At 59.7% G+C, this 17387-nt stretch carries 14 protein-coding genes; 10 read left to right on the top strand and 4 right to left on the bottom strand.

Annotated elements, in window-relative coordinates; genetic code table 11:
- Positions 1-838: DNA-processing protein DprA (gene dprA, locus ACUTJJ_RS21440; RefSeq protein ID WP_445543363.1), on the top strand; the 838-nt coding region annotated here is incomplete at its 5' end.
- Here the strand turns inward: dprA and ACUTJJ_RS21435 are convergent.
- Positions 791-970, bottom strand: coding sequence for a hypothetical protein (locus ACUTJJ_RS21435; protein ID WP_445543364.1), 180 nt, complete (start codon positions 968-970; stop codon positions 791-793). The two genes, dprA and ACUTJJ_RS21435, sit on opposite strands and share 48 nt — an antisense overlap.
- A 314-nt stretch (positions 971-1284) precedes the next feature.
- Between ACUTJJ_RS21435 and topA the strand changes: the two genes are divergently transcribed.
- The 6 genes from topA to rpmG all read left to right on the top strand — a co-directional run bounded on the left by topA (position 1285) and on the right by rpmG (position 8936).
- Entirely contained in the window at positions 1285-3969 is a 2685-nt protein-coding gene (gene topA / locus ACUTJJ_RS21430) for a type I DNA topoisomerase (protein ID WP_445543362.1), read from the top strand.
- Complete coding sequence (gene rnr, locus ACUTJJ_RS21425) at positions 3966-6320, top strand: ribonuclease R (RefSeq protein ID WP_445543361.1); 2355 nt, start codon at positions 3966-3968, stop codon at positions 6318-6320. The genes topA and rnr overlap by 4 nt, the downstream gene beginning before the upstream one ends.
- 42 nt (positions 6321-6362) lie before the next feature.
- Positions 6363-6806, top strand: coding sequence for a DUF983 domain-containing protein (locus ACUTJJ_RS21420; RefSeq protein WP_445543360.1), 444 nt, complete (start codon positions 6363-6365; stop codon positions 6804-6806).
- 20 nt (positions 6807-6826) lie between these two features.
- The gene (locus tag ACUTJJ_RS21415; protein ID WP_445543359.1) at positions 6827-7495 is read left to right on the top strand and encodes an NUDIX domain-containing protein; all 669 of its coding nucleotides are present in this window, start codon (positions 6827-6829) and stop codon (positions 7493-7495) included.
- 17 nt (positions 7496-7512) lie between these two features.
- Positions 7513-8679 (top strand): MFS transporter, encoded by a 1167-nt coding sequence (locus tag ACUTJJ_RS21410; RefSeq protein WP_172801657.1) that lies wholly within the window; start codon positions 7513-7515, stop codon positions 8677-8679.
- 89 nt (positions 8680-8768) lie between these two features.
- Positions 8769-8936 carry a 50S ribosomal protein L33 gene (gene rpmG / locus ACUTJJ_RS21405; RefSeq protein WP_003496403.1) on the top strand — a complete coding sequence of 56 codons (168 nt, stop codon included), beginning with the start codon at positions 8769-8771 and terminating at the stop codon, positions 8934-8936.
- A 942-nt stretch (positions 8937-9878) separates the two neighbouring features.
- On the opposite strand, the gene ACUTJJ_RS21400 is transcribed toward rpmG, so the two are convergent.
- Together ACUTJJ_RS21400 and ACUTJJ_RS21395 are read right to left on the bottom strand one after the other, a co-directional pair.
- Entirely contained in the window at positions 9879-11249 is a 1371-nt protein-coding gene (locus ACUTJJ_RS21400; protein ID WP_209088690.1) for a PleD family two-component system response regulator, read from the bottom strand.
- A gap of 18 nt (positions 11250-11267) precedes the next feature.
- Positions 11268-11639, bottom strand: coding sequence for a response regulator (locus tag ACUTJJ_RS21395; RefSeq protein WP_003521498.1), 372 nt, complete (start codon positions 11637-11639; stop codon positions 11268-11270).
- 130 nt (positions 11640-11769) lie between these two features.
- On the opposite strand from ACUTJJ_RS21395, the gene ACUTJJ_RS21390 reads away from it, so the two are divergent.
- The 3 genes from ACUTJJ_RS21390 (at position 11770) to ACUTJJ_RS21380 (ending at position 14826) form a co-directional block, all read left to right on the top strand.
- The gene (locus ACUTJJ_RS21390) at positions 11770-12078 is read left to right on the top strand and encodes a DUF3572 domain-containing protein (RefSeq protein ID WP_063951183.1); all 309 of its coding nucleotides are present in this window, start codon (positions 11770-11772) and stop codon (positions 12076-12078) included.
- Between the two features lie 70 nt (positions 12079-12148).
- Positions 12149-13432 (top strand): DNA polymerase IV, encoded by a 1284-nt coding sequence (locus ACUTJJ_RS21385; protein WP_144574687.1) that lies wholly within the window; start codon positions 12149-12151, stop codon positions 13430-13432.
- Positions 13433-13587: 155 nt separating this feature from the next.
- The gene (locus ACUTJJ_RS21380) at positions 13588-14826 is read left to right on the top strand and encodes a L,D-transpeptidase family protein (RefSeq protein WP_445543358.1); all 1239 of its coding nucleotides are present in this window, start codon (positions 13588-13590) and stop codon (positions 14824-14826) included.
- Positions 14827-14847: 21 nt separating this feature from the next.
- On the opposite strand, the gene dnaE is transcribed toward ACUTJJ_RS21380, so the two are convergent.
- The coding region (gene dnaE / locus ACUTJJ_RS21375; RefSeq protein ID WP_445543357.1) for a DNA polymerase III subunit alpha at positions 14848-17387 on the bottom strand (2540 nt) is incomplete at its 5' end.

Below are 17387 nucleotides of genomic sequence, written 5' to 3'. Positions count from 1 at the left end.
GGATGGCGCGCCGCCGCTCATCGCCATGAAGGGCTCGGCAGACGCAGCAACACGGCCCAGCGTCGGCATTGTCGGCTCACGCAACGCCTCCATCAATGGCGCGAAATTCGCGGCAATGCTGGCGCGCGATTGTGGTCGGGCCGGCTATACGATCGCATCGGGGCTGGCGCGCGGGATCGATGCGGCAGCGCACCGGGCAAGCCTTGCAACCGGCACGGTGGCGATGCTGGCCGGTGGTCTCGACCGCCCCTATCCGCAGGAAAATTTCGGGCTTTTGGATGACATCTACGATCAGGGCGGCGCAACGATCAGCGAAATGCCCTTTGGCTGGGAGCCTCGCGCGCGGGATTTCCCGCGCCGCAATCGGCTGATCGCGGGCGTCTCGCTCGGCGTCGTCATCGTTGAGGCCGCGGAACGTTCGGGTTCATTGATTACGGCGCGGCTTGCAGGTGAAGCCGGGCGGCTTGTTTTCGCCGTTCCCGGCTCCCCGCTTGACGCGCGCTGCGAAGGGACGAACCGGCTTATCAAGGAAGGCGCCATGCTGACCACGGGAGCGGCCGATATTCTTGATGCACTGCGACCATTGATGGAACCGCAATTGCCCTATGACCGCAAGATTGAGGAACCGGAGCAGGATGTGGAAATGTCACCGCCAGGAGACGACGAGCGCAGCATCATCGCCGCCGCTCTCGGTCCCTCGCCCGTTGAAACGGATGACATCATCAGACACACGGGTTTCTCAGCCGCAACCGTTCATCTTGTGCTGCTGGAGCTCGATATTGCCGGGCGTCTAAACCGGCATGCCGGGGGGCGCGTGTCGCTCATCGTCGCGGATTGAGAGTTTGCGCCGGCCGCTCTGGATATCACCGACTTCGACATAGGCCATCTCGATCAGGTAACACAGCATGTCGGCACCCTCCCGGTGCGCTACCTGCCGTAGCTCAGCCAGCATCTGGCGGATGTAAGCCAAGCTCTCTCTGGTCCCATCCTTGTCGGCATTATTGTTTGTTGCGTTGGGGACCCTATATTTATCCTGAAAATTCACCGTGAAACGGGAAGCAATAACGTCTTCTCAAATGATGTTTCCCATCATAACCAATTTACCAAAGATTGCAATACAACAATAGATTATCCATAGGTTGCAGTCATCTCGAAACGAGAAAATCGGGCTTGCCTCTTGACCAGCGGGCATTACCTGTCCATGTCGAATTATAAAGAAGGCCAATTGCGGCAATAGGCTGCAACCGGGGCCGCGTTAACGGACCAGTTCCAGAGAAGAACAATATGAATGTCGTCGTCGTAGAATCTCCTGCCAAAGCCAAGACGATCAATAAGTATCTTGGCTCGGGCTATAAGGTTCTTGCATCCTTTGGCCACGTCAGAGACCTTCCTGCCAAGGACGGCTCGGTGCTGCCCGACCAGGATTTTGAAATGTCCTGGGAGGTCGACAGCGCGTCAGCCAAGCGCATGAAAGATATTGCCGATGCGGTAAAATCCTCCGACGGCCTCTTTCTCGCAACCGACCCGGATCGCGAAGGCGAAGCCATTTCATGGCACGTTCTTGATCTCCTGAAGAAGAAGCGTGTGCTTGGCGACAAGCCGGTGAAGCGCGTCGTCTTCAACGCCATCACCAAAAAGGCGGTTCTGGACGCCATGGCAAACCCGCGCGACATCGACGTGCCGCTGGTGGACGCCTATCTCGCCCGCCGTGCGCTCGATTATCTCGTCGGCTTCAACCTCTCTCCTGTTCTGTGGCGCAAGCTTCCGGGCGCCCGTTCCGCCGGCCGTGTGCAGTCGGTGGCGCTGCGCCTTGTCTGTGACCGCGAATCCGAAATCGAGCGGTTCGTATCCGAAGAATACTGGAATATCAGTGCCCTGCTGAAGACACCGCGCGGTGACGAGTTCGAAGCCAAACTAGTTTCGGCCGACGGCAAGCGATTGCAGAACCGCGCGATCAAGACCGGCGACGAAGCCAACCGGCTGAAGTCGCTGCTCGAAGGCGCGACCTATGTGGTCGACAGTGTTGAGGCCAAGCCGGTCAAGCGCAACCCCGGCCCGCCCTTCACCACCTCGACGCTGCAGCAGGCCGCCTCGTCGCGGATGGGCTTCGGCGCCTCGCGCACCATGCAGGTGGCGCAGAAGCTTTATGAAGGTATCGACATCGGCGGCGAGACCGTCGGTCTGATCACCTATATGCGTACCGACGGCGTGCAGATGGCCCCGGAAGCGATCGATGCCGCCCGCAAGGCTATTGGCGAGCAGTTCGGTGACCGTTACGTGCCGGAAAAAGCGCGTTTCTACTCGACAAAGGCCAAAAACGCCCAGGAAGCGCACGAGGCTATTCGCCCGACCGATTTCAACCGCACACCGGATCAGGTGAAGCGTTACCTCGATGCCGACCAGCTGCGTCTTTACGAGCTGATCTGGAAACGCGGTATTGCGAGCCAGATGGCGTCAGCCGAAATCGAGCGCACGACGGTTGAGATTCTCGCCAGCAACGGCGGCGAAAAGGCGGGCCTGCGCGCCGTTGGCTCCGTCATCCGTTTCGACGGCTTCATTGCCGCCTATACGGACCAGAAGGAAGATGGCGAGCAGAGCGACGACGGTGACGACGAAGGCCGTCTGCCGCCGATCAATGAACGCGAAAACCTCGCCAAGCAGAAGATCAATGCCAGCCAGCACTTCACCGAGCCGCCGCCGCGTTATTCGGAAGCGTCGCTGATCAAGAAGATGGAAGAACTCGGCATCGGCCGTCCTTCCACCTATGCGGCGACGCTGAAGACGCTGAGCGACCGCGAATATATCGTCATCGACAAGCGCAAGCTGGTGCCGCATTCGCGCGGCCGGCTGGTGACGGCTTTCCTCGAAAGCTTTTTCACCAAATACGTCGAATACGACTTTACCGCCGCCCTTGAAGAAAAGCTCGACCGCATCTCCGCTGGCGAACTGGACTGGAAGCAGGTGCTGCGCGATTTCTGGAAGGATTTCTTCGCTCAGATCGAAGATACCAAGGAACTGCGCGTCACCAACGTGCTGGACGCGCTGAACGAGGTTCTGGCGCCTCTGGTCTTCCCAAAGCGCGAGGATGGTTCCGATCCACGCATTTGTCAGGTTTGCGGCACCGGCAATCTGTCACTGAAGCTTGGCAAATACGGCGCTTTTGTCGGTTGCTCGAACTACCCTGAGTGCAACTATACGCGTCAGCTGACCTCCGACGGTGCGGAAGCCGAAGCCGCTGCTCTCAACGAGCCGAAGGCGCTGGGTGCCGACCCCATGACCGGCGAGGAGCTGACGCTTCGTTCCGGCCGCTTCGGACCCTATATCCAGCGCGGCGAGGGCAAGGATGCCAAGCGCTCTTCCCTACCCAAGGGCTGGAAGCCTGAGGATATCGACCACGAGAAGGCGCTGGCCCTCATCAACCTGCCGCGCGATATCGGCAAGCACCCGGAAACCGGCAAGATGATCTCGGCTGGTCTCGGCCGTTACGGACCTTTCCTGCTGCATGATGGTTCTTATGCGAACCTGGAGAGCATCGAGGACGTGTTCTCGATCGGCCTCAACCGTGCCGTGACGGTCATTGCTGAAAAGCAGAGCAAGGGACCGGGACGCGGCCGTAGCGGCACGCCCGCTGCTCTCAAGGAGCTGGGCGACCATCCCGATGGTGGCGCTATCACCGTTCGTGACGGGCGGTACGGGGCCTATGTGAACTGGGGCAAGGTCAACGCCACCATTCCCAAGGGCCAGGATCCGGCCTCTGTGACGCTGGACGAGGCGCTGGTATTGATCGCCGAGCGTATTGCCAAGACCGGCACCGGCGGCAAGCCCGCCAAGGCCAAGAAAACCACCGCCAAGAAGGCCGATGGTGACGCCGCGGCCAAGCCGAAGGCGACCAAGGCCAAGGCGGCAACAAAGAGCAAGACGGCCGCCAAGCCGAAGGCAGCGGCCAAACCCAAGAAGGCAGCAGAGTGAGCAAAGCGCCGCGTCAGAGACAGGGTTCCGCCAGCGACGGTTTCGGACGCACCGGGCGCGGCAAGCGGGTGAGTGAAGGCGAAGGCATCATCCACGGCGAGGTGCCTTCCCGCGAAGTACTGCTGAAATTCATTGCGGATCATCCGCAACAGGCCTCCAAGCGGGAAATCGCCAAGGCTTTCGGCTTGAAGGGCGAAAACCGCGTGGTCCTGAAGGCTCTGCTGAAGGAACTCGAAATCGACGGCATGGTGCACAAGAGCCGCAAGTCGCTGACGCGGCCGGGCGGCCTGCCGCCCGTGACGGTTCTCGACATCACCACCCGCGACAAGGACGGCGAGCTGATCGGCCGCCCGGCGGAATGGCCCGAGGATCTGGGCGCAGCGCCGGCCGTGCTGATCCGCCAGTCCTCGCAGGACCGCGGCAAGAAAGCGCCAGCTGCCGGTCTCGGCGACCGCATTCTTGCGAAAATCTTTCCCTCGAAGGAAAGCACTGGCCCTGCTTACACCGCCCGCGTCGTCAAGCTGATCGACCGCCGGCAGAATGCTCTACTCGGCGTGTTCAAGGAAACGCCCGGCGGCGGCGGACGGCTGATGCCGATCGATCGGCGCGGCGAGGAAATGGTCATCGACCCCGATGGCGTCGGCGATGCCAAGGATGGCGATCTGATCGAGGTTGAAACCTCGCGCAACAGCGGCCGTTATGGTCTGACGCGCGCCAAGGTTCTCTCGGTCGTCGGCTCCGTCGCTTCGGAAAAAGCGATCTCGATGATCGCAATCCACGCCCACGGCATCCCGCATATATTCCCGCAGAATGTTCTTGCCGAAGCGGATGCGGCCAAGGCAGCGACCATGTCCCATCGCGAGGACTGGCGCGACCTGCCGCTCATTACCATCGATCCGGCCGATGCCAAGGACCATGACGATGCGGTCTATGCCGAGCCGGACGCGTCACCCGACAATCCTGACGGTGTCATCGTTACCGTCGCGATTGCCGATGTCTCCTGGTATGTTCGGCCAGGTTCGCCACTGGACCGCGAGGCGCTGAAACGCGGCAACTCCGTCTATTTCCCGGATCGCGTCGTGCCGATGCTGCCGGAGCGCATCTCCAACGATCTTTGCTCCCTGAAGGAAGGCGTCGACCGCCCTGCCCTTGCGGTGCGGATGACCTTCTCGAAGGAAGGCCGCAAGGCCGGGCACACCTTCCACCGCATCATGATGAAGAGCGCCGCCAAGCTCTCCTACCAGCAGGCGCAGGCGGCGATTGACGGCAAGCCCGACGACAAGACCGGACCGCTGCTGGAGCCGATCCTCAACCCCTTGTGGCACGCTTATGAGGTGATGAAGCGAGGCCGTGACCGGCGCCAGCCGCTCGAACTCGACATGCCCGAGCGCAAGATCAAGCTGCGTCCCGATGGTACCGTCGACTCGGTGGTCATTCCCGAACGTCTCGATGCGCACAAGCTGATCGAAGAAATGATGATCCAGGCGAATGTCGCCGCCGCCGAGACGCTGGAAAAGAAGAAGCAGCCGCTGGTCTACCGCGTCCACGATGCGCCCACGCTTTCCAAGCAGGAGGTGTTGCGCGAGTTTCTCGGGACGATTGGCATTACCATGGCCAAGGGTGCGGCCATGCGCGCCAATTCCTTCAACGGCATTCTGGCGCGCGCGCTCGATACGCCGCACCAGATCATGGTCAACGAGATGGTGCTGCGCAGCCAGAGCCAGGCGATCTACAGCCCCGAAAATATCGGCCATTTCGGCCTCAACCTCATGAAATACGCCCATTTCACTTCACCGATCCGCCGTTATGCCGACCTCATCGTGCATCGCGCGCTGGTGGGTTCTCTGGGGTTGGGTGAAGGCGGCATCACCCCACAGGAAGAAGCGACCCTCGACGATATCGCTGCGGAAATCTCCACCTTCGAGCGCCGCGCCATGGCGGCCGAGCGCGACACCGTCAACCGGCTGATCGCGCATCATCTTTCCGAGCGGGTTGGCGAGGAATTCGAGGGTCGGGTCGGTGGTGTCACCAAGGCGGGACTATTTGTCGCGCTTCCGCAGTTTGGCGCTGATGGATTTGTTCCTATATCTACGCTCGGAACCGATTATTTCCTGTACGACGAAGCCCATCAGGCTCTTACGGGGGAAAAGACCGGTCTCGGTTATCAGCTTGGTGACACGGTGCAGGTGAGGCTCGCGGAAGCGGTGCCGCTGGCGGGTGCGCTGAGATTCGATATGCTGAGTCCTGGGCGCAAGATGCCGATGGGCGTACGCTCGTTCCACAAGGCCGGACGGCGGACAGCGCGGGCTGCCGCCAAACCCGGAACACGGCCGCCGAGAAGGCGACGATAACAAGGCGGCCTCAACGGCCGAACGGACGGGAAGGACTTAAGGATGAGTGCACATCAGGGCTCGGAGACCGTTACCTTCGGAGACGATAGCGTCGAAAGGCCACTTGGCCGATCCATCATGCGCGGCATGGCCAACCGTTGCCCGGCCTGTGGCAGCGGTCGTCTGTTTCGCGCATGGCTGAAGCCGGTCGATGCCTGCGCGTCCTGCGGCGAAGAAATGCACCACCACCGCTCGGACGACCTGCCACCCTATATCTCGATCGTCATCATCGGCCATATCGCGGTCGGCGGCTTCATGATGACCGACCTGGTCCTCAATATACCCATGTGGGCGCATTTCGCCATCTGGGTGCCGATCACCATTCTGGCAGCACTTCTGACGTTGCAACCCATCAAGGGCGGTGTCATCGGCCTGCAATGGGCGCTGCGCATGCATGGATTCGACCGACGGAAGCCGAAAGTGCAGATAGACGGCTCTTCCCACTGATCGAGGGAGAGACCTTGCAGATGCTTCAGCATCCGGTGGGTAAAAAAGCCGCTCATCCTCCGATGCGGCCGCGCGATGCGGCGTCCATCATCCTGTTCGATCGTGCCGGACCAAGGCCGAGGGTCCTCATGGGCCAACGGAGCAAGGCTCACGTCTTCATGCCGGGGGCTTATGTCTTTCCGGGCGGTAAGCGCGACCCCCGCGACCATGCGCTTCCCTTTTCCGGCGATCTCCACCCTGCCGTTCTTCAGCGCCTGACGCTCTCTGCGTCCCGGCCTCTGACCTCCGCCGGCGCCAGAGCGCTAGCACTTGCCGCTGCGCGTGAGCTTTTGGAGGAGACCGGTATGGACCTGGGTTTTGCCGCAGGCGGACCCGATCTCTCCCATTTCCGATATGTGGCCCGCGCCATCACCCCGCCCGGCAATGTGCGGCGCTATGACACGCGATTCTTCTGCTGTTACGCCGATGAATTGCAGCTCGATGTGAGCGGTGCCCGCGATTCCGATGAACTCGGCAACGTGCAATGGCTTGACACGGCAGACCTTTCCGGTCTGAACATGCCCCAAATTACGCGCACGGTTCTCGAAGATGTCACAAAACTCATGATAGGTGATCCCTCACTACCATTTGAAAGCCCCGCGCGGCTCTATGTCACGCGCCACGGCCGCTTCATTCGAGACTTTGTATAAAGGCCGTCATGTCAGATATGAAATGCGAAGAAGCGGACGCCATTCACTGGCCCTCATTGATTGCCGCCATCTCCGCCATCAGTGCGGTTGGTGTCGCCATTGGTCTCGGCCTGCCGCTGCTCTCCATCATCCTTGAGAAGCGCGGTATCTCCTCCACCATGATCGGGGTGAACTCGGCCATGGCGGGCGTCGCGGCAATGATGGCGGCGCCGGTCACCACCAAGATCGCCCATGATTTCGGCGTCGCGCGCACCATGCTGTTCGCCGTCGTCATTTCGGCACTCAGTGCGCTCGGCTTCTATTTCGCCGACGCCTTCTGGATGTGGTTTCCACTGCGAATCGTGTTCCACGGTGCGACAACGACGCTCTTCATCCTGTCGGAATACTGGATCAACATGTCCGCGCCGCCGCGCAAACGCGGCATGGTTCTCGGCATCTACGCCACAGGCCTCGCCGTCGGTTTTGCGGTGGGTCCATTGCTGTTTTCCGCGGTTGGCAGCGAAGGCATCCTGCCCTTCCTCGTTGGCGCGGCGATCATTCTTCTGGCAGCCATCCCGATCTTCATGGCCCGAGGCGAAAGCCCGGAGCTCGATGAGCGGCCGAACCATCATTTCGTGCGGTATGTCTGGCTAGTGCCCATGGCATCCGCGGCGGCCTTTGTCTTCGGGTCGGTACAGGCGGGCGGTCTGTCGCTCTTTCCGATCTATGCCACCCGCGAGGGCTTCAACGAATCACAGGCGGCACTGCTGCTCACCGTGATGGGGATAGGCAACATGGTGTTCCAGATCCCGATTGGCCTTCTTTCGGACCGGATGAAGGACAGGCGCACCATGCTCGGGCTCATGGCCCTTGCGGGCGTCTGTGGCACTCTGGCGTTGCCTTTCCTTGTTGATAGCTGGCTGCTCGTGGCTGCGCTTCTCCTGTTCTGGGGTGGTCTCGTCTCCGGCATGTACACGGTTGGACTGACCCATCTCGGCTCGCGCCTGACGGGTGCCGACCTCGTTGCCGCCAACGCTGCCTTCATCTTCTGTTATGCCGTCGGCACGATTGCAGGACCGCAGGCCGTCGGTATTTCGATGGACCTCGCCGGCACCGATGGTTTCGCCTGGTCTCTGGCCGCATTTTTCGGACTTTACGTGGTGCTTTATATCGTCCGTTTTGTTTTCCGGGCAAAACAGGCTTGACTTTTCGGGCGCGATACGTAGTTTCGCGCCAGATTTAGCCGAGGTCACAAGAGCCTGCGGCTTCTCTTTTGTTTAAAGGCAGGACGACCATGGCGAAAGCTACAACAATCAAGATCAAGCTGCTGTCGACAGCCGACACCGGTACCTTCTACGTCACCACCAAGAACAGCCGTACGTTCACGGACAAGATGACGAAGACGAAGTACGACCCGGTTGTACGCAAGCACGTTGAATTCAAGGAAACCAAGATCAAGTAATTTCTTGATCGGTTCTCCGGCAAATAGCGCGCCCCACGGGCGCGTTTTTTGTTTGTGGCTTCCCGGCATTCAATCAGGTCGCCGGCTTCGCCGCCCTTCCCTCGTTTGAAAGACGGTGCAAAAAGCCGCTTCCGGTGTGCAATCACTACCTCCCTGGACGCGAGGCCCGATCGCAGGCAGCGATCGTCATGCAGAGGCCCGCCTGCAACAGGCACGGCCGGGCAACCAGGCAGGTGCTGAAGTGGCCGCCACAGCCTTCCCGCGACGCGTGCTAACGATGTCACGTTCGGTAAATGCGACGCGACGGGCAGGAAGACCACATTCGCCAACAGGCTCAAACCCGCGTTGCAGCAAAGCAGAGAAAACGCCGCTCGCACCCGAGGGCGAGCAGCGTTACGACAGGCCAATTTTCAGAAACAAGGCGGTCGACCAACGATGCGATTACGGCACGAGGAACCGATTCGAACATCGCCAGCCGACCGACCCCACGATTCAGGAGATGCGGCGGACCTGAGCATCATGGGGCATTCAAACTACGCAATACCAGCCCCTGACAAGCGAAATCGCGACGGTTAGCCGCCATCATTCATCATCATGAAACGGATAAACCGCTGGGAAGAACTGTTATTCTCAACAATGAGTTTGCGCAGAAGTAAAATAAAAATCAACAAAATCTTAGGCTAAAGTACGGGGCCAGGTAGACATGGTTAAGTTTACAAATCTGGTACACTATAGTTCGTGAAACGGCAGAATTCAACGCATTTCTCAACTTTTACTATATTTACATCGATTCATTACATCTTTTCATTGTGAAATGATAAAATACATCCCAACTCAAAGACTTGCAGCATCACACCCCGGCATTCTCCCGTCAGGTCCGCGCTTCCGTCGCACACGACGAAGAAATGGCGCAAGACTGATGACGACATGCGCGTAGCCGGCTCAGGCAGCTGCTGCGACAACCCGGTTGCGTCCGGTGTGCTTTGCCTCGTAAAGCGCCCTGTCTGCCTGCTTCAGTATTTCGTCCGGCGTGCCGAACGCACCACTGCTCGTCGCTATGCCGAGCGACGCGGTGATACTCAGCTGCCGGTCTATGGAACGGACGTAAAAAGGCTTGTCCTCCACGATCGACCGCAGGCGCTCTGCCACACTTGCCGCGAGCTCCATTGGCGTATCGGGCATAACGACGACGAATTCCTCTCCGCCGTATCGGCAGGCGAGATCCGCACCTCGCACCGTGCTGCGGATGCGGGTGGCAAATTCTCGCAGAACCTCGTCACCGACATCATGGCCATAGGTGTCGTTGACCAGCTTGAAGCGGTCTATATCCGTCATGCAGATGGAGATGGGGCGGCCGCGAACGGCGGCGCGATCGAACAGTATCTTCAGGTGATTGTCGAGATAGCGACGATTGTTGAGCCCGGTCAGCGCGTCAACGATGGCGAGCTCCATCGTGTGCTGAAGGTTCAACCGCAGATGCTCGTTGTACCGTTTGCGCCTGATCTGCGTCAGCGTGCGGGCGACGAGTTCATTCGGATCGATCGGGCGCAGGATGTAATCATTGACGCCAAGATCGAGCGCCCGCGCCACCATGTCATCCGCCCCCTGCTCCGCCACCAGAAGCAATGGCAGGAAGCGGGTGCGCTCCAGCGAACGTAGCTGCGAGCACAGCCGCAGCGGATCGTAATCCTCAAAATTGGAATTGACGATGACCAGCTCGAATGGATTGCTCGCGGCCTTCAGCAGCGCCGATTGTGGCTCCGTGACGGCATCGACGTCGGCGATCGGCTTCAGTGCCCGGACGATCCGCTCCTGCGAGCTGGCGCGGCCATCCGCCACCAGCACACGCCCCGGCGTCTGCATCAAGCCATCGCTGCGCAGCATCTCCTCGATGCCGATCTGGCGTGCGGTCTCGGCGCGCAGCCGCAATTCGTCACTGACGGCTTTCAGACGCACGAGGCTTTTGACGCGGGCGATAAGCTGCAGGTCATTGACCGGCTTGGTCAGGAAATCGTCGGCTCCAGCCTTCAGACCCCGCACGCGGTCCGAGGGCTGATCCAGCGCAGTGACCATCACAACGGGGATATGCGCCGTCTTCGGATTGCTCTTCAGCTTCTCACAAACCTCGAATCCGTCCATGCCCGGCATCATGATATCGAGGAGGATGATGTCCACCTGCTCGTCGTCGCAGATGGCCAGAGCCTTGAACCCATCCTCGGCCGTAACAACGTCGAAATATTCCGCCACAAGACGGGCTTCCAGAAGCTTCACATTGGCCGGAATATCGTCAACAACCAGAACTCTCGCTGTCATTCCCGTTCCCCAGTCGCCTTACGCGTCGCCCAGATAGGTCTTGATGACCTCGATGAATTTCGGAACGGAAATCGGCTTCGATACATAAGCCTCACATCCGCCCTGGCGGATACGCTCCTCATCGCCCTTCATGGCAAAGGCCGTGACGGCAATAACCGGGATGACGTGCAGCTCGTCGTCCTCCTTCAGCCATTTTGTCACTTCCAGCCCGGAGACTTCCGGAAGCTGAATATCCATGAGGATGAGGTCAGGGCGATGCTTGCGGGCGAGATCGAGCGCTTCCATGCCGTTACGCGTCTGGATCGTCGTGTAACCGGACGCCTCGATCAGGTCGCGAAAGAGCTTCATGTTCAGCTCGTTGTCTTCGACTATCATGACCTGCTTGGGCATGTGAGAAGTCCCCGTTTCCCTTTGAAACCTTCATCCAGACATATAAGTTGCCAAGATGCCGATTCCATCGTCCATTCGTTGCGCAAAGCTAGAGGGATTTGGTTTCAAAAAAGGTAACTTCGGGGAAGAAATGCTGCGCGATACAAAAAACAAGGGCACGGCCGCCCAGGATCCGCAAGAAACAGCCGCCGCCATACTTGGCTGGCTGGCAAATGAGCCTGATATGCTGGGACGTTTTCTGGCGCTGAGCGGGCTGCAGGCCAACATGCTGCGCCAGGCAGTCACCGATCCCGGCTTTCTGGCTGGTCTCACCGATTTCCTGATGAGCCACGAACCGGACCTGATGGCATTCTGCGCGGCGACCGATACGTCACCCGAAACGGTGGCCGCCGCCTGGCATCACTTTTCCGGGCCTGGACTGGATTCAGGCGTGTATTAAGATGGCGGCCTCTTGAGCCGCTGTCACGGCCGGAGTATGGTCGGGGACGTTCTGGTTTTGTTTTCGGTTCATGTCCACGTCGCAGCACTATGATCCCGGTTTTTGCCGTGACTGTCTGGCCGGCCAGCCAGAAGGGGTCAGGCGTTGCCGCGCATGCGGCAGCCCGCGCCTTCTCTACCATTCCGAGCTGTATGATCTGAGTATCGCCCATATCGACTGCGACGCGTTTTATGCATCCGTCGAAAAACGCGACAATCCGGAGCTGGCAGACAAACCACTGATCATCGGCGGCGGCAAGCGCGGCGTGGTGTCGACCGCCTGCTATATTGCCCGAATACACGGCGTACGTTCCGCGATGCCCATGTTCAAGGCGCTGGAAGCCTGTCCTGACGCCGTCGTCATCAAGCCTGACATGGAAAAATACAGCCGCGTCGGGCGGCAAATCCGGGCGATGATGCAGGAGTTGACGCCGCTGGTGCAGCCGATCTCCATCGACGAGGCTTTTCTCGATCTTTCCGGCACCGAGAAGCTGCATCACGATCCCCCGGCACGTGTTCTGGCGAAATTCGCCCGGAGGGTTGAAAAGGAGGTCGGGGTCACGGTTTCGGCCGGGCTTTCCTATTGCAAATTTCTCGCCAAGGTGGCGTCCGACCTGCAAAAGCCACGCGGCTTTTCCGTTATCGGCGAAGCCGAGGCGCTTACTTTTCTGGCGACGCGCCCCGTCACGACGATCTGGGGCGTGGGCAAGGCCTTTGCGGCGACGCTGGAAGCAGACGGCATTCGCATGATCTCGCAATTGCAGGAAATGGAGGAAAGCGAACTGATGCGCCGTTATGGCGGGATGGGGCAGCGCTTGTTCCGGCTCTCCCGCGGCATCGACGAACGGCATGTGCATGACAATGATCCGGCCAAAAGCGTGTCATCGGAAACCACTTTTTTCAACGACATTTCGCGCCACGAGGATCTCGTCCCGATCCTGCGCTCGCTTTCGGAGAAGGTTGCCTGGCGGCTGAAGAAGAGCGGTATTTCCGGGCATACGGTGGTGCTGAAGATGAAAACGGCGGACTTCAGGCTGCGCACCCGCAATCGCCGACTGGACGACCCGACGCAGCTTGCCGACCGGATTTTCCGCACCGGCCTCTCGCTGCTCGAAAAAGAAACCGACGGCACGAAATTCCGGCTGATCGGCATTGGCGTCAGCGACCTGCGCGACGCAGCGCTTGCCGATCCGCCTGATCTCGTCGACAAACAGGCGGAACGCCGGGCTGCGGCAGAAGCGGCGATGGACAAGCTCCGCGACAAGTTCGGCAAGGGCAGCGTCGAGACGGGCTATACGTTCGGACACCGCAAATAGCGGTTGCAGCGTTGCATCACGCTGCCGCGCCCGTCTTGTTGTGGATATTTCAGATTTTACACAAATTAGTGATGTCCAAAATTCCCGGTCCTTAAGCTTCATTAAACTTCCCGTGGTTGAATGAAGCAAGTTTTGTGCATGTGGTGTATTGCGTCATGTCCTTTCGCCTTCGTCTCTTGGCTGGCATGCTGTCAGCCAGCATTCTTGCGTTTCCGGCGCTTGCCGCCGACAGCCGGTCGTTGCAGATCCTCGTTTCCAAAAGCGATCAATCACTGGCGCTCTACGAAAACGGTGAGATCATCGCCACCTCGAAAGTCTCCACCGGCAAGCCCGGGCATGAGACGCCGAGCGGCATCTTCTCCATTCTGGAAAAGCGGAAATATCACGAATCGAATATCTACTCGGCTGCGCCCATGCCGTTCATGCAACGGCTCACCTGGTCCGGCATTGCACTGCATGAAGGCAAAGTGCCGAACTACGCCGCCTCGCACGGCTGCGTGCGGTTGCCATCCAAGTTCGCCAAGTCACTATTCGGTGATACACGCACCGGGGTTCATGTCATCATCACCGACCGTCGGGTGTCGCTGCGCTTCGTTCAGCATCCGGCTCTGTTTGTTCCGCGTGACGATACCGATGACGGAAAGCTGCTGCTCTCGGATGTCGAGTTGCGTCCAGCGACTTTCGATGCGGCCTTGGGCGCAGTCGAAGTGGCCGTTAATGAAAAGACCCAGTCTCTCAAGCCAACAGCGAAGGTGAAAGACCCCTCGCCGCTGCGCATTCTCATCACCCGGCGTGGGGAGCGGGAAAGGGTGATGGATATTCAAACAGTGCTGACGCGTCTCGGCTTCGACGCCGGTATGGCGGATGGTTACGCGGGAGAGATGACAATCAGCGCCATCAACGGCTTCAAGCGCTGGAAGGGTCTCAAAACAACCGGCCCGCTTTTGACCGATGCCTTCGTGACGGCGCTGTACGCCTCGGCCGGTGAAGACCATCCCCCGACTGGCCAGATCATGGTGCGGCAGGATTTCAAGCCGCTATTCGAAGCCGCCATCGACATCAAGGACCCGGAAGTCGCGCTCGGAACCCATTTCTTCGAAGCCGTCTCCGTGGATCGAGCGGCCGGAACTGCGGAATGGAATGGCGTCACGCTGGAAAACCACTTGCCCGCCGCCGCCCAAAAGCGGCTCGGGATCACGAAGACCGAAGCCCCCGGTGGTTTTGATCAGTTAAGCGCCGTGCTGAGCCGCGTCGATATACCCGCAGATGTCCGCAATCGGATCGAGCAGGAGCTTTCGAGCGGCAGCTCCATCACCGTCTCCGATATCAGTCACCAGCTGGAGACAGGGACCGGTACGGACTTCATCACCGTCACGAAAGAAGGGCCAGTGTGAGCACTGTGTGAGCTGTGTGCCTCACACGAGCTCCACATCGACCACTCCCGGTGCAGACCTGAGCGCCGCGGCGATCTCAGGTGAGATGCGGTACTTCTCCGTCAGTTCCACCTCGATCTCCCGGCTTCCTTCATCCTTGATGACGATGAAATAGACGGAGCCGTCACCCTTGGTGTTGAGGTGGCGCGCCACCGTTTTCAGCGGACCGGAATCGCGGACATAGACACGCAGCGCCTTCTGCATCTGCACGGATTTTTCTTCCAGCGACTGCGCCGTCTGGATACGCAGACCAATGCCTTCCGGGCGCTCTTCCGCCTGCACGGTGATGACAAGAGACTTGCCGACCTCAAGCAGATCGCGGAACTGGCCGAGCCCTTCGGAAAACAGCACGGCCTCATATTGTCCTGAAGCATCCGAGAAGGTGACGATACCCATCTTGTTGCCGGTGCGGGTCTTGCGCTCCTGCTTGCCGGTGACGGTCCCGGCGAGGCGCCCAGCCGTCGCGCCCTGTTTTACCGCGGCCGAAAAATCGGCGAAGTTCTGCACTCGCAACTTTTCCAAAATCGGGCGGTAAGTATCGAGCGGATGGGCGGTCAGGTAAAAACCGAGAACCTGATATTCGCGCAGCAGCTTTTCCGAGGCGAGCCATGGCTGAAAGGCCGGCAGAACCAGCTTTTCCGGCCCATTGCCGGCACCGGAACCGAACATGTCCGACTGGCCAATGGAGCGGTTGTTCTGCGCCATCTGCGCATAACCGATGATCCGGTCCAACCCGCCGATCAATTCTGCACGGTCGCGGCCGAAACAATCGAAAGCGCCGGCATTGATGAGGCTTTCCAGCACACGCCGGTTGATCTGCTTCGGATCGATGCGCAGGCAGAAATCCTCAAGACTCGTAAATGGCTTGTCGCCGCGGACCTGGACGATGTGCTCTACCGCGCCCTCGCCCACACCCTTGATGGCGGCAAGCGAATAATAGATGCGGTTCTCACCCGTCTCGAACTGACGGAAAGAGGTCTGCACCGACGGTGCGACGATCTCGATGCCGAGACGCCCCGCGTCCTGACGGAAATCGTTGAGCTTTTCCGTGTTGGCCATGTCGAGCGTCATAGAGGCCGCCAGGAACTCCACCGGGTAATGCGCCTTCATGTAGGCGGTCTGGTAGGAGACGATGGCGTAGGCCGCGGCATGGCTCTTGTTGAAGCCGTAATTGGCGAATTTCGCGAGAAGATCGAAGATCGTGTCGGCCTGCGGCTTCGAAACGCCGTTCTTGATCGCACCGTCCACGAAGCGCTCGCGCTGCTTGTCCATTTCCTCCTTGATCTTCTTGCCCATGGCGCGGCGCAGAAGATCGGCTTCACCAAGCGAATATCCCGACAGAACCTGGGCGATCTGCATCACCTGTTCCTGATAGACGATAACGCCCTGCGTTTCCTTGAGCAGATGGTCGATGGTCGGGTGGATTGATTCCAGCTCCTCCTCGCCGTGCTTGCGCGCGTTGTAGACCGGGATGTTCTCCATCGGGCCCGGACGATAGAGCGCCACCAGTGCGATGATGTCCTCGATGCAGTCAGGCCGCATGCCGATCAGCGCCTTGCGCATGCCGGCGCTTTCCACCTGGAACACGCCGATGGTTTCGCCGCGCGACAACATCTCGTAGGTTTTGACGTCCTCAAGCGGAATTGCCGCAAGATCGACCTTGATCCCGCGCTTGGCGACGAAATCGACGGCGACTTTCAGCACCGTCAGCGTCTTCAGGCCGAGAAAGTCGAATTTGACGAGGCCGGCGCTTTCCACCCACTTCATGTTGAACTGCGTGACGGGCATATCGGATCGCGGATCGCGATACATTGGTACAAGCTTCGACAGCGGGCGGTCACCAATGACGATACCGGCGGCATGGGTGGAGGCGTGCCGGTAAAGCCCTTCGATCTTCTGGGCGATATCCAGCAAGCGGGCGACCACCGGCTCCTTGTCCGCCTCTTCCTGCAGGCGTGGCTCTTCCTCGATCGCTTTGGACAGCGGCGTCGGGTTGGCCGGATTGTTGGGCACGAGCTTGCAGATCTTGTCCACCTGCCCATAGGGCATTTCCAGCACGCGGCCGACATCGCGTAGCGCGGCGCGGGCCTGCAGCGAACCGAAAGTGATGATCTGCGCCACCTGCTCACGGCCATATTTTGCCTGCACGTAGCGTATGACCTCTTCGCGGCGATCCTGACAGAAGTCGATATCAAAGTCGGGCATCGATACGCGTTCGGGATTGAGGAAGCGCTCGAAGAGTAGCGAGAACCGCAACGGGTCGACGTCGGTGATCGTCAGCGCATAAGCGACAAGCGAACCGGCACCCGAACCACGGCCCGGCCCAACCGGAATATCGTGCTGTTTCGCCCATTTGATGAAGTCGGCAACGATGAGGAAGTAACCCGGGAACTTCATGCGCGAGATGACGCCGAGTTCGAAATCGAGGCGGTCGCGATACTCCTGCTCCGTGTAACCGGGCGCCATGCCGAGGGCAGAAAGGCGCTGATTCAACCCCTCCACGGCCTGACGGCGCAGCTCCT

This window comes from Agrobacterium sp. DKPNP3, assembly GCF_052686535.1.
Note: the sequence above shows the minus strand (reverse complement) of the source record. Positions and strands in the feature narration are given on the sequence as shown.

Excerpts from the sequence above, each read along its gene's own strand:
- ACUTJJ_RS21420 (WP_445543360.1), top strand. The coding sequence starts at position 6,363 with ATGAGTGCACATCAGGGCTCGGAGACCGTTACCTTCGGAGACGATAGC.
- ACUTJJ_RS21395 (WP_003521498.1), bottom strand. The coding sequence starts at position 11,639 with ATGCCCAAGCAGGTCATGATAGTCGAAGACAACGAGCTGAACATGAAG.
- topA (WP_445543362.1), top strand. The coding sequence starts at position 1,285 with ATGAATGTCGTCGTCGTAGAATCTCCTGCCAAAGCCAAGACGATCAAT.
- ACUTJJ_RS21380 (WP_445543358.1), top strand. The coding sequence starts at position 13,588 with ATGTCCTTTCGCCTTCGTCTCTTGGCTGGCATGCTGTCAGCCAGCATT.
- ACUTJJ_RS21410 (WP_172801657.1), top strand. The coding sequence starts at position 7,513 with ATGAAATGCGAAGAAGCGGACGCCATTCACTGGCCCTCATTGATTGCC.
- rpmG (WP_003496403.1), top strand. The coding sequence starts at position 8,769 with ATGGCGAAAGCTACAACAATCAAGATCAAGCTGCTGTCGACAGCCGAC.
- ACUTJJ_RS21385 (WP_144574687.1), top strand. The coding sequence starts at position 12,149 with ATGTCCACGTCGCAGCACTATGATCCCGGTTTTTGCCGTGACTGTCTG.
- ACUTJJ_RS21415 (WP_445543359.1), top strand. The coding sequence starts at position 6,827 with ATGCTTCAGCATCCGGTGGGTAAAAAAGCCGCTCATCCTCCGATGCGG.
- ACUTJJ_RS21400 (WP_209088690.1), bottom strand. The coding sequence starts at position 11,249 with ATGACAGCGAGAGTTCTGGTTGTTGACGATATTCCGGCCAATGTGAAG.
- ACUTJJ_RS21390 (WP_063951183.1), top strand. The coding sequence starts at position 11,770 with ATGCTGCGCGATACAAAAAACAAGGGCACGGCCGCCCAGGATCCGCAA.